At 65.9% G+C, this 12,434-nt stretch carries 12 protein-coding genes; 2 read left to right on the forward strand and 10 right to left on the reverse strand.

Translation table 11 applies throughout. The annotated features are described in order from the left end of the window. Positions 1–48: 48 nt before the first annotated feature. A complete protein-coding gene (locus tag CU_RS05990) occupies positions 49–1,233 on the forward strand; it encodes an amino acid deaminase/aldolase (RefSeq protein WP_012360435.1) in 1,185 nt (394 codons plus the stop codon). Here CU_RS05990 and rarD read toward each other — a convergent pair. The 4 genes from rarD to lspA are packed head-to-tail and all read right to left on the reverse strand — an operon-like array spanning position 1,230 to position 4,193. Next, a complete protein-coding gene (gene rarD / locus CU_RS05995; RefSeq protein WP_012360436.1) occupies positions 1,230–2,132 on the reverse strand; it encodes an EamA family transporter RarD in 903 nt (300 codons plus the stop codon). The genes CU_RS05990 and rarD overlap by 4 nt on opposite strands. Positions 2,133–2,135: 3 nt before the next feature. Beyond that, positions 2,136–2,759 carry a hypothetical protein gene (locus tag CU_RS06000; protein WP_012360437.1) on the reverse strand — a complete coding sequence of 208 codons (624 nt, stop codon included), beginning with the start codon at positions 2,757–2,759 and terminating at the stop codon, positions 2,136–2,138. Then, positions 2,749–3,693, reverse strand: coding sequence for an RluA family pseudouridine synthase (locus CU_RS06005; protein ID WP_012360438.1), 945 nt, complete (start codon positions 3,691–3,693; stop codon positions 2,749–2,751). The genes CU_RS06000 and CU_RS06005 overlap by 11 nt, the downstream gene beginning before the upstream one ends. After that, complete coding sequence (gene lspA / locus CU_RS06010) at positions 3,690–4,193, reverse strand: signal peptidase II (protein ID WP_012360439.1); 504 nt, start codon at positions 4,191–4,193, stop codon at positions 3,690–3,692. Before lspA ends, CU_RS06005 begins: the two co-directional genes overlap by 4 nt. A gap of 38 nt (positions 4,194–4,231) precedes the next feature. On the opposite strand from lspA, the gene CU_RS06015 reads away from it, so the two are divergent. Continuing rightward, the gene (locus CU_RS06015) at positions 4,232–5,152 is read left to right on the forward strand and encodes a DUF6263 family protein (protein ID WP_012360440.1); all 921 of its coding nucleotides are present in this window, start codon (positions 4,232–4,234) and stop codon (positions 5,150–5,152) included. Positions 5,153–5,199: 47 nt separating this feature from the next. On the opposite strand, the gene CU_RS06020 is transcribed toward CU_RS06015, so the two are convergent. The 6 genes from CU_RS06020 to CU_RS06045 all read right to left on the reverse strand — a co-directional run bounded on the left by CU_RS06020 (position 5,200) and on the right by CU_RS06045 (position 12,433). After that, positions 5,200–5,724: a WKL family lipoprotein gene (locus tag CU_RS06020; RefSeq protein WP_231837616.1), complete on the reverse strand. Its 525-nt coding sequence runs from the start codon at positions 5,722–5,724 to the stop codon at positions 5,200–5,202. A gap of 88 nt (positions 5,725–5,812) precedes the next feature. Further along, positions 5,813–7,246 carry a DNA polymerase IV gene (locus CU_RS06025; protein WP_012360442.1) on the reverse strand — a complete coding sequence of 478 codons (1,434 nt, stop codon included), beginning with the start codon at positions 7,244–7,246 and terminating at the stop codon, positions 5,813–5,815. A 6-nt stretch (positions 7,247–7,252) separates the two neighbouring features. Next, positions 7,253–10,447, reverse strand: a complete 3,195-nt coding sequence (gene ileS, locus CU_RS06030; RefSeq protein ID WP_012360443.1) for an isoleucine--tRNA ligase — start codon at positions 10,445–10,447, stop codon at positions 7,253–7,255. Positions 10,448–10,724: 277 nt separating this feature from the next. Next, a complete protein-coding gene (locus tag CU_RS10785; protein ID WP_012360444.1) occupies positions 10,725–10,889 on the reverse strand; it encodes a hypothetical protein in 165 nt (54 codons plus the stop codon). A 5-nt stretch (positions 10,890–10,894) separates the two neighbouring features. Next, complete coding sequence (locus CU_RS06040) at positions 10,895–11,965, reverse strand: DivIVA domain-containing protein (RefSeq protein WP_012360445.1); 1,071 nt, start codon at positions 11,963–11,965, stop codon at positions 10,895–10,897. Positions 11,966–12,145: 180 nt separating this feature from the next. Further along, a complete protein-coding gene (locus tag CU_RS06045; protein WP_012360446.1) occupies positions 12,146–12,433 on the reverse strand; it encodes a YggT family protein in 288 nt (95 codons plus the stop codon). Position 12,434 lies beyond the last annotated feature (1 nt).

Raw genomic sequence — 12,434 nt, forward strand, 5'->3', positions numbered from 1 at the left:
TCCGGACACCGCGAAACTCGGGCGCTAAGCTTTTGCTCCGTGAAGTATTTGACCAGGTCTGCCGTTGCCCATTTGGACGCCCCGTTTTCGGTCATGGATCTCGACGCCGCGCTTGCCAACGCCCGCGATATGGTCCGCCGCGCGAACGGCACCCCGATCCGGCTGGCGAGCAAGTCGGTGCGTATCCGCGAAATGCTGCGCCGCGTGCTGGAGCTGCCCGGCTACGCCGGGGTGTTGGGTTTCCACCTCTCCGAGGCGATCTGGCTCGTAGAGACCGGGGTCAGCGACGACGTCCTGGTGGCCTACCCCACCACTCACCGCGAGGCGCTGCGCACGCTCGCCGCGTCCCCGAAACTCCGGAAATCCATCACCGTGATGGTGGACTCTCCGGCCCACCTGGACTTCATCGACGAGGCGGTGGCCGATCAGGATGCCTCTGGCGCTGAGCGCGGGCAGATTCGGGTGTGCATCGACGTGGACGCCAGCCTGGCCATGGGGCCGGTACATGTTGGCGCGTTGCGCTCCCCGGTTCATTCCGTGGAGCAGGTCCGGCGCCTTGCCGAGGTCGTTGTCGCCCGGCCGGGCTTCCGGCTGGTGGGACTCATGGCCTACGAGGGGCAGATCGCCGGAACCACGGATAGCTCGCCGGCGATCTCGGTGATGAAGGGAATCGCCACCCGCGAGCTGGCCGCCCGGCGTGGAAAGATCGTGCGAGCGGTGGAGCAGCTGCTGGCCAGCGCGGGGCAACCGCCACTGGAGTTCGTCAATGGCGGGGGTACCGGGTCGATCGAGAGCACCTCGGCGGAAACAGTGATCACGGAGATCGGTGCAGGGTCGGGAGTGCTGGCCCCCGGGCTATTCGACCGCTATAAGAGCTTCCAGCCGGATCCGGCGCAGTGGTTCGTAGTGCCGGTGGTCCGCCGCCCCGCCCCGGATGTGGTGACGGTAGCCGGTGGTGGCCGGGTGGCCTCCGGGCCGCCGGGGGCAGACCGGCTGCCGACGGTGGACTACCCCGCGGGGATGCGCATGGCACCGCTGGAAGGCCCGGGCGAGGTGCAGACCCCGCTGAAGGGGGCCGCAGCCAAGAGCCTGCAGCTGGGCGATCACGTGTGGTTCCGCCACGCGAAGGCCGGTGAGCAGGCGGAGTGGTTCGACGAGGTGATCGTCGTGTCCTGCGGTCAGATCGTGGACCGGTGGCCGACCTACCGGGGCGAGGGCCGGGCCTTCGTCTAGTCTTCTGCCTCGGCTGGAGTGAGCTTACCGAGCTTTTTGAGGGAAGCGTTGCGCCGGGTAGCGCGGGTCTGGACGACCATGTCGATGATGAAGATCACCACTGCCACCCAGATGATGGAGAAACTAACCCAGCGCATCGGCTCGATGTGCTCCTTGGTGACGAACACGGCCCAGAGCATCTGCATCACCGGGGTGAGGTACTGGATCATGCCCAGCGAGGTCAGGGACATTTCCTGGGCGGCGCGGGCGAAGGCCAGCAGCGGCAGGGCGGTGACCACGCCCGCAATCATGAGCAGGGCGGTGTGCCTGCCGCCCTCGGTGGTGAAGGTCGACGCTGGGCCGAGCCACAGCAGATAGATCACGGCGATGGGGGCGAGCACCATCGTCTCGGCGGCGAGGGATTGCAGTGGCTCCAGCCGCATCCGCTTCTTCACCAGCCCGTAGAATCCGAAGCTCAGCGCCAGTCCCAAGGAGATGATCGGCGGCTGGCCGAGCGCGATGGTGAGGATCACCACCGCCACGGCGGCGATGGCCACCGAAAGCTTCTGCATCGGGCGTAGGCTCTCACGCAGCAGCAGAACGCCGAGTATGACAGAGACCAGCGGGTTGATGAAGTATCCCAGGGCGGCGTCCGCAACGTGCCCGCTGTTGACCGCGTAGATATAGAGTCCCCAGTTCACGGAGATCAGCAGGGAGGCCACAGCCACCCGGATCCACTCGCGTGCCGTGATCTGCCGCAGCAGCTTGATGCGCCGCAGCGCCAGCAGGAGTAGCACCACGAAGGCGAGGGTCCAGATGAAACGGTGCGCCAGGATCTCCACGGGCGCGGCGGGTTCCAGTAGCGGGAAGAACGCGGGGAAGAATCCCCACATGATGTACGCGGCAAAGCCCCACAGCATGGGCTAACTCTCCTCGTGTGTGACGGCGCGGATACCCATGCGACCATAGGCGGCGTCCACTGGGGCCGGTTCAACGGCCATGACTTTCGGGTTCTCCGCAATCGCCTTGAGCTCCGCGGGCGCGGCGTAGACGAGGGCGCCGTTGATTGCGACATCCTCCCCCTCCAGCCCTTCGGTGGCGATGGTGAAGACGTCCTCGCGGCGCAGGCCAGCTGCCGGTTCCGGGATCGGGCGCTGGACCACCGGGCCGATCAGCAGCGTGGACACTCGCACCCGCTCCGCGTGCGGGATGTCGAAGACCTTGGCGAAGTCTTTAGGCGCCATCGCCTTGGCAGGCGAGACCAGCGCCCAGCGGGGCTCTTCGCCCTCGGCCTCGTCGAGGAGTTTACGGGAGTGTTCCTCGTATGCCTGGTCGGACATGTAGAACGGGCCCAGCTGGTCACCATTAATGTTCATCGGCTTGCTAGTGCGATCTGACTGGGCCATGACCATGATCCCCACGAGCAGGGCGACAGCACAGATCCCGCCGAGCCACGCGACCCACGCGGGTCGGCGGGTGTCCTCCCAGTCCAGCTCCCGCTGGCGGGCACGGTTGGGCTTGACCACCTGCGGAGACCTAGATTCCATCGTTGGCCTCCCGCAGCCTATCGAGGGCCTGCTGAAGGTCCTCCGGGTACGGGCTGTCGATCTGCATCATCCGGCCCGTGGGGTGCTCGAAGCGCAGGGAGACCGCGTGCAGCCACTGGCGGATCAGCCCCAGCTTCTCGGAGAGCGCAGGGTCGGAGCCATACATGGGGTCGCCGCACAACGGGTGGTGAAGGGAGGAGAAGTGCACGCGAATCTGGTGGGTCCGTCCGGTCTCCAGGTTCACCCGCAGCAGGCTGGCCTGCCGGTGGGCCTCCAGGGTGTCGTAGTGCGTGACCGCATGCTTGCCGTCGTCGCGCACGGCGAAACGCCAGCCCGCCGAAGGGTGGCGCCCGATCGGGGCATCGATGGTCCCAGAGGTCGGGTCGGGGTGGCCCTGCACCAGCGCGTGGTAGATCTTCTGCACCTCGCGGTTACGGAAGGCTCGCTTCAAGTGGGTATAGGCCCGCTCGCTGGCGGCGACGATCATCACCCCCGATGTACCCACATCAAGCCGCTGGACGATGCCCTTGCGCTCCGGGGGTCCCGAGGTGGAAATGCGGAAACCGGCGGCCGCCAGGCCCGCGGTCACGGTGGGACCCTCCCAGCCCAAGGTCGGGTGTGCGGCCACACCGACGGGCTTATTCACGGCGATGACGTCGTCGTCGGAGTAGAGAATGTCCATGCCCTCGACGAGCTGGGGTGGCTCGGCAGCCAGGTCGCGTTCCGGGGCAGGCAGGGTGACATCCAACCACTGGCCGGCAACAAGCCGGTCGGACTTGCCCAGCGACTTACCCTCGGCGGTGATGTCCCCCGCGGCCGCGAGGTCGGCCACCACCGTCCGGGACAGCCCCAGCAGTTTGGACAGCCCCGCGTCGACACGCATCCCCGCCAGGCCATCCGGCACGGGCATCATCCGCTGTTCACGTTCGGTCATTCCTGTGCCTTCCTTTCTGCCCTGGGTTCGGCGATGAAAACGATGGTGAGGTAGAGGACCACCCCGACGTTAATAGCGATATCCGCCACATTGAAGATCGCGAAGTTCCAGAAGCTGAAGAAGTCCACGACGTGGCCGCGCATGCCGCCCGGCTCACGGAAGATGCGGTCAATCAGGTTGCCGGCCGCCCCTCCCCCGATCAGGCCGATGGTCAGGGCACTGAGCCCGGAGCGGGCCCGAAACGCCAGGAATACCGCAACGCCCACCGCGATGAGCTGGATGAATGCCAGCACGATGGTGGCGTCCGTGCCCATCGAGAATGCCGCCCCCGGGTTGCGGACCAACAAGAAACGGAACCAATCTCCCAGCACCGGTACGGGTTCGCGCGGCGGCAGGGTGGCCACGGCCAGCCACTTGCTCAGCTGGTCGACGATCACCACAACCGCCAGGGTCGCCAGGGCGACGCCGGTCCAGGTTCCTCGGTTACTCTGCTGCTTCACTCCAGCAAGTCTAGCTTGAGGCCCAAACTGCTACGGTTATGACCGTGTTTACTCCCCCACGTCCCCCATCCCACCGCATTGGGCGGCGCGCGGTCGCCGCGCTGATGTGCTCCCTCGGCCTCCTGGGCTCGGCCGCATGCTCCTCCGAACCTGCAGGGCCGGAGGCCGTCGAGGCGCCGGTCGAGGGTGTGCGAGTGCAGCTGCTTGAGCCCGGCCGCGGCCCCCGCGAGCCCCTCGCCTACCGCATCGGCGAGGAGGAAAGCTCCCAGGAGCTGACCTATTCGGCAACCCAGGGGCTGGAGCAGAAAACCGCCCACGGTGAGGGCGAAGACGTCCCCTACGGGGATGTCACGATGGACCTTCCGCTGACTGCCACGGCAAAGAAAAACGGCGAGGAGATCGCCACGACCGTCGTGGTGGGGCGCCCGGACGGGACGAACGCGGAGCTGAACGAGGACATGGCATCTGCCGAGGGCTTCGAGATGCACCAGACGATGGAGCCCAGCGGTCGGGTGAAGACCCGATCCTTCGGAGCCCCAGAGGGGGCCACGGACGGGGCACGGGCCAGCGTCGAGCAGGCGCTGACGCAGATGACGGATGTGCCGATCGTCTTCCCCGAGGAGGCAGTGGGCCCGGGCGCGAAGTGGACGGTCAGCGGGCGCGTGGACGAAGGGGTCTCGCTGCGCCAGGAGTTGACGTACACCCTCGTGGAACGGGACGGCGACAATGTCGTCCTCGACGTCGCGGCTAAGCGCCGACCGGCGGTCGCGAGCCTGGCGGATACGGACCTGAAGGTCCTGGAGGCGGATTCGACCTCCGAGGGGCGGATCACCGTCGACCTCACCCGCCCGCTACCCGCCGAGGGCACGGTCCGCGTGGACACGACCGTCACCTACGGCAAGGACGATGCCCCGCTGCGCGTGCTGCAGACCATTACGTCGCGCAGCGAATGGAAGTAGGCCGCTCGAAGCCCTAGGCCTTGAGCAGCCCAGGGCTTTGAGGGGACTTAGAGCTCCTTACACATCGGCGGGACCTGCTCCGGCAGGACGGTCTCGACGAGGGTACAAGCCCAGCGGGTGTCCAGCTTCCACTTGCCGTCCTCGTGGACGAACTCCACTCCGCTGACGACCTGCGGGTCCCGCTCCGGGGCCTGCAGCTTGATGGTGGCCTCAGCCATATCCGGCAGCACGCCCGGCAACACCGGGTCCACGACCTCGAGCTTCGCCTGGGCCTCGCTCTGGCTGCGGGTCAGTGCCTCGAAGATCTCCGGGGCCTGGTCGCCGTCCACGACGGAATTGACCTTCTCCTCGGCTGGGACGCGCGGGTCGACCGCCTTGAGTAGGACCTCCTGCAGTTCCTGCGGGGTCGGCAGCTTCTCCTCCGGTGCTGTGGAGGACGGTGCGCTGCTGGCGGTGGTCTGCTCGGTGGTGGCTGCGGTATCCGCATCCTCCGAGCCGCAGGCGGTCAGCGTGAGGCCGGCGACGGCAGCGGTTGCCACGGCCACGGACTTCCAGATCTTCACGGTCAACATTCTCCTTCGACGCGGGGGTGTCAAAGCCCTGATCCTACTCGCCTAGGCGTCAAAGCCCGCTTCCGCAGGTGTTGGTGTGTGCCGGATCTCACTCCGGGCGGGGCTCAGTCGGGTCTTCCCCACCGAGTTCCAGTTGCCCGCTGCCATCGTCCGCATCCGTGCCCCAGGCCAGGCTGTCCAGCGGGTCCGCGGGCTGGAGCTGCGGGTCGTCGGTGTCGAAGGTCGCGATGCGGCCGGGTCCGGTTTCGCGGGTCTCGAAACGCACGGTCACCACGCCCACCCCACTTCCCTGCACCCAGCCGTGGCCATAATCCGGATGCCAGACGTCCTGGGTCTGTTGCCAGCGGCTTTCTTTCCGCTCCGCTGCTCCCCCGGGATGTGACTCGCCAGCAGCCTCGGCCCCCGCGGGGACCTCACCCCGGCCGGCCACGGTAGTGGCGCTCTGGGTGACGCTCTGGTGTGGCACCGCAGGGTGGCTGAGCTCCGGGAAGAGCATCTCCTGCCGGTCGTGGCTGAGCCCGGAGAATCCCACGCCCACCAAGCGCACCGCGCCGGAATCCTCCGGCCGGGGCAGCACCGCGCGGGCGGCGCGCAGCAACTGCTCGAAGTCATCAGTGGGTGCGGGCAGCGTGGTCGATCGGGTATGCAGCGCGAAGTCGCTGGTACGGATCTTCACGGTGATGGTGCGCGCCGCCCGGCCGTCCTTGCGCAGCCGCCGATAGGCCTGCCGGGCGGAGAGCTCCATGATGTTCAGCACGTCCCGGTAGGTCCGCGCGTCCACCGGCAGGGTCTGTTCGGCGCTGATCTGTTTGGCCTCCGCGCGTGGGGCCACGGGGCGGGGGTCATCGCCGCCGGCCATCACCTGAACCTCCAGGCCGACTTTGCCGAGCAGTGACTTCACGTCGGTGGGGTCCATGTCCACGAACTGCTGGATCGTATGCACGCCGATGTCGGCCAGCTTGGCCTGGGCGACCCGCCCAATTCCCCACAGGTCGCCCACTGGGCGCGGGCCGAAGGTGGCCATTCGGTCCTCCACCACGAAAATCCCATGGGGCTTGGCTAGGTCGCTGGCCATCTTCGCATCCAGCTTGGTACTCGCCATCCCGATGGAGCATGGCAGCTCCGTGGCCTCCTCCACCGCACGCTGGAGGTCCTCGGCCCACCGCCGGGCGGCGGCAGCGTCGACCAATCCCTGTGGCTCGGCGAAGCCCTCGTCGACCGAGAGCTGCTCCACAACACCCGCGTGCTCGGCGATGACCTGGAAGATCCGCCGGGAGATCATCTTATACAGCACCGACCGGGGCTGGATCACGATCGCCCGGTTGCGGCATAGTCGGATCGCCTGGTGCATCGGCATGGCTGACCGCGCCCCGTAGGCGCGCGCCTCGTAGCTCGCTCCGGCCACAACCCCGCGTCCGGACATCCCGCCAACGAGGACGGGCCGGTCGCGCAGGGTCGGCCGGGTAAGCTGCTCCACGGACGCATAGAAGGCGTCCATGTCGATGTGAGCGACCCAGCGCATGGCGGCTTAGCGAGCCACCTTTGCCACCTCGGCGGTCACGCCGTCCACAATCTCGTGGCCCAGCTTCTCGCCGGTGAACACCTCGTGCTCCACGGCGAGGACCTCCTCAGCGATGTGGGCGATGTGCTGGTCGGCCCAGTCCTTCTTCTCCGCCGGCACCGACAGACGCAGGCGGATACGGTCGGAAACCTCGAAGCCCTCGTTCTTGCGAGCGTCCTGCAGGCCACGGATGACATCCGCTGCCCAGCCTTCGGCCTCCAGCTCCGGGGTGACGGTCATGTCGAGGACCACCAGTCCGTCGACGCCGCCCGGGCCAGCGACGCGCGCAGTGGAATCCGGGTTCTCCGCCACCAGGCGCTCGGTGTACAGCTCCGGGGTCAGGACGATATCGCCGTCGACGACGACGTTTTCGCCTTCGCGGACGTAGTTACCAGCCTTGACGTTCTTGATCGCGCGCTGGACGTCGCGGCCGAGCGTCGGGCCAGCGACCTTCGCGTTGACGACGACCTCAAAGCTGCCGGCAGAGTCGACGTCGTCCGTCAACTCCACGTCCTTGACGTTGACCTCGTCGCGGATGGTGGCGGCGAAGTCCGCGAGCTTGGCCGACTCCGGCAGCGCGACCGTGAGCTTCGGCAGCGGCAGGCGGTTGCGCAGCTTATTGGACTTGCGCACCGAGCTGGCCGAGGAGCAGACCGCGCGGGTGGCATCCATCGCGTCGACGAGCTCCGCGTCGGCCGGGAAGTCCTCGGCCTTCGGGTAGTCCGCCAGGTGGACGGAACGCTCGCCGGTGAGCCCGCGCCAGATGACCTCGGAGATGTACGGCAGCAGCGGAGCGGTCACGCGGGTGGCCACCTCGAGCACCGTGTACAGGGTGTCGAAGGCCTCCGGGTGGGCCTCCTGGCCAGCCCAGAAACGATCACGGGAGCGGCGCACGTACCAGTTGGTGAGGATGTCGGCGTACTGACGCACCTCATCACAGGCGTCCGCGATGCGGGTATCGGCCAGAGCCTTGTCCACGTTAGCCACCAGGTCGTGCGTCTTGGCGAGGATGTAGCGGTCCAGCACGTTATCGGAGTCCACGGACCAGCGCGCCTCCTCAGAGGCGTAGAGCTGCAGGAAGCTGTACGCATTCCAGATCGGCAGCAGCGCCTGGCGCACACCCTCGCGGATGCCCTGCTCGGTAACGATCAGGTTGCCGCCACGCAGGATCGGGCTGGACATGAGGAACCAGCGCATCGCGTCGGAACCGTCGCGGTCGAAGACCTCATTGACGTCCGGGTAATTGCCCTTGGACTTGGACATCTTCAGCCCGTCGGAGCCCAGGACGATGCCGTGGGCGACGACCTTCTTGAAGGCCGGCCGGTCGAACAGCGCGGTGGAGAGCACGTGCTGGACGTAGAACCAGCCGCGGGACTGGCCGGAGTATTCGACGATGAAGTCCGCCGGCTGCTCCTCCTCGAAGGCCTCCACGTTCTCGAATGGGTAGTGGTACTGGGCGAAAGGCATAGAGCCAGACTCGAACCAGCAGTCGAGGACGTCAGGGACGCGGCGCATCATGGACTTGCCGGTCGGGTCGTCCGGGTTCGGGCGAACCAGCTCGTCGATGTCCGGGCGGTGCAGGGACTTCGGTCGGACTCCGAAGTCGGCCTCCAGCTCTGCGAGGGAGCCGTAGACGTCCACGCGCGGGTACTGCGGGTCATCAGAAACCCATGCTGGGACCGGGGAACCCCAGTAGCGGGTGCGGGAGATGTTCCAGTCGCGGGCCCCCTCCAGCCACTTACCGAACTGGCCGTCGCGGATGTGTTCCGGGATCCACTCAATCTGCTGGTTGAGCTCCACCATGCGGTCGCGGATCTCAAGCACATTCACGAACCAGCCGGGCAGAGCCATGTAGATCAGCGGCTCGCCGGAGCGCCAGGAGTGCGGGTAGGAGTGGACGATCGTCTGATCGCGCAGGACGCGCTGCTTGGCCTTCAGGTCGCGGATGATGTCGCGGTTGGCGTCGAAAACCAGCGTGCCCTGGTACTCGGGTACCAGGGAGGTGAACTTGCCGTCGGCGTCCACCGGGATGACCAGGTCGATTCCGTAGCCCTTACAGACGTCCATATCGTCCTCACCGAAGGCCGGGGCCTGGTGGACGACACCGGTGCCGTCCTCGGTGGAGACGTAGTCCGCGACGAGCACCATGAAGGCGTTCTCGTGATCGGCGAAGTGATCGAAGACCGGGGTGTACTCCAGGCCCTCGAGTTCAGCACCCGTGAAGGTGGCCAGCACCTCTGGTTCCTTGCCCAGCTCCTTGGCATAGGCCCCCAGCAGCGCGGTGGCCAGTAGTAGCTTGGCGCCAGCGAAGCCCTCCGCACCGTCTTCGTCGACCTTGACCAGGGAATACTCGATCTCCGGGCCGACGGCCAGAGCGAGGTTGGACGGCAGCGTCCACGGGGTCGTCGTCCAGGCGATGGCTGCGGCGTCGTGCAGCTCGGGGTGAGATTCCCAGGCCTTGGTGGCTGGGTAGCCCTCGCGTGCGCCAGTGAACGGCATAGTCACGGTGACGGTCGGGTCCTGGCGGTCGCGGTAGGAGTCGTCGAGGCGGGTCTCCTGGTTGGACAGCGGGGTGTGCTCGGCCCAGGAGTACGGCAGCACTCGGAAGCCCTGGTAGATCAGGCCCTTGTCGTAGAGCTCCTTGAAGGCCCACATGACGGACTCCATGTAGTCCTGGTCCATGGTCTTGTAGCCGTTCTCGAAGTCGACCCAGCGAGCCTGACGGGTGACGTAGTTCTCCCACTCGTCGGCGTAGTGCATGACGGACTTGGCGCAGTATTCGTTGAAGCGGTCCAGCCCCATGGACTCGATCTCACCCTTGTCGGTGATTCCCAGCTGCTTCTCCGCCTCCAGCTCGGCAGGCAGGCCGTGGCAGTCCCAGCCGAAGACGCGCGGGACGTGGTAGCCGGCCATGGTGCGGTAGCGCGGGACGATGTCCTTGACGTAGCCGGTGAGCAGGTGTCCGTAGTGCGGCAAGCCGTTGGCGAACGGAGGACCGTCGTTGAAGACGTACTCCTCGTTGCCCTCGCGGTTTTCAAGGCTGGCCTGGAAGGTGTTGTCCTTCTTCCAGTACTTCAGTACCTCTTCTTCCATGGCTGGGAAGTTGCTGCCCCCGCCGCTCATGTCCACGCGGGGGTAGACGCCGCCAGCTGGTGTAGCCATAAGAAAATCCTCGTCTCTGGTGCTTAAAGTGAAATTTCTTTCAAGCACAGGGACGAGGATTCGCGGTACCACCCTGCTTGAAGCCTGCCGTGGGCGCCACCCGCCCGTTGGAAAGGCTTCCTCTTATCTTGCGTTGTTGTACGGAACGCGACTCCGCTCGGTTCTACTAGGCATCCCTCGTGGGGGCTGTTCTTCCGAGACGCTCGCCGGTGATGGCCGGGTCCTTGCGGCGGATTGGCTTGGTGTGGCTGCCAACCCTAGGGGTAAAGCTATGTAGTTATTTTCTGCTCTTACGGTGCTGGATGGCCTCCGCGAAGGAGAGCAGAACTCCGATGGCTGCAATGATCACGCAGATCCAGGCCCAGGTGACTGAGCCCAGGTAGAGCGCCACCAGGAGTGCCGCAAATCCGAGGACCGCGAGGCCCAGTGAGGCCACGAGCATGATCGCTAGTTGCGCTCGCCTTCGCCCTCGACGGCCTTCGGCGCTGCGGTGCCGCGGCTGTTGAGGTCCTCAAGCTGGGACTCGAGGAAGGTCTTCAGGCGGGTGCGGTACTCGCGCTCGTAGGTGCGCAGCTCCTCGATGCGTGCCTCGAGAGTGGTCTGCTGCTTCTTCACCGTGGTCATGATCTCGGTGTGCTTGCGCTCGGCGTCCTGCTGCAGGGCGTTGGCCTTCTCCTGTGCCTGGCGCACGGTGGCCTCTGCCTGGGCATTGGCGTCGGAGATCAGGGTCTCGGACTTCTGCTTCGCGTCAGAGAGCTGGGTCTCGGACTGCTGCTTCGCGTCGGCCAGCATCTTCTCGGAGCGGGTCTTCGCGTCAGAAAGCTGCTCCTCAGAGCGCTTCTGGGAGTCCGCCAGCTGGCTCTTCGCGGTGGAGTCCGCGTTATCCAGGGTCTTCTTCGCCTCGGCACGGGCCTCATCCAGCATGGCGCCGGACTCGGACTTCGCCTCGTTGGTGAGGCGGTCGGCCATCTCCTGAGCCATGGAGAGCACACGAGCGGCCTGCATGTGGGTGTCCTCGGTGGCAGCGCCATTGGCAGCTGCGCCACCTGCGACACCGGAAGCCTGCGGGGCGGCCTTGCCAGCCTGGGACTTCGCGGCCTCAGCGTCCTGCTGAGCCTTCTTCGCCTTCTGCTCAGCTTCCTGGGCGCGACGCTCAGCGGCCTCGGCGCGCTGCTCCGCCTCCTTCAGCTTGGACTGCAGGCCGGAGACCTCTTCAGCCCCCTTAGACTGGGAGTTCTGCGCTTCGCGGTGAGCCTCCTCGCGGACCTCGGCCTCAACCTCGGAGCGGATCTGCTTACGCAGCGCCTCCTCGTCAACCTTGGTGCCCGCTGCGGCACCGGCAAGCTGGCCGCCGTCGCCCACCTGGCTGCGAAGTTCAGCGTTCTCGTCCTGGAGCTCGGCGAGGGTGTCCTCAACGAGGTCGAGGAACTGATCGACCTCGTCCTCGTTGTAGCCTCGCTTACCAATCGGGGGCTTACTGAACGCAACATTGTGAACGTCAGCTGGTGTGAGCGCCATCAATACTTCCCTTCGCTCTCGGATATTTTCGGCAAAGCCTGTCTGCAGGATGGTTTTATTCTTCAGAAAGACTGTAGTCCACCATACCAGCGCGAAAAGGCTTTGTTCTCATCTAGAGCTGGTTTTCTTCACCAGCTTTGAAAAACCATCGCCCTCGCCGGGTACCCCCAAGATTCTTCGTTAGAGGAGGGAGTGCAGAATCGTCTGCAGAATCTGCAGCCCAAAGAAGAGCACCAAGACAGAAACGTCAAGGGCAACCCCGCCCATATTCAGCGGCGGGATAAGCTTACGCAGCCCCTTAACCGGCGGATCGGTGATCGCGAAGATCGGCTCGGCGATCATGATGAACCAACGCTGTGGGCGCCAGTTTTGGGAGAAGGACTGCACCATCTCCACGATGATCCGCACGATAAGAAGCAGCGTGAAAAGGCGGACGAGCAGGATGAGTGCTCCGATGAGGTTGACCACT

It is taken from the genome of Corynebacterium urealyticum DSM 7109, from assembly GCF_000069945.1.
Taxonomy (GTDB): Bacteria; Actinomycetota; Actinomycetes; order Mycobacteriales; family Mycobacteriaceae; genus Corynebacterium; species Corynebacterium urealyticum.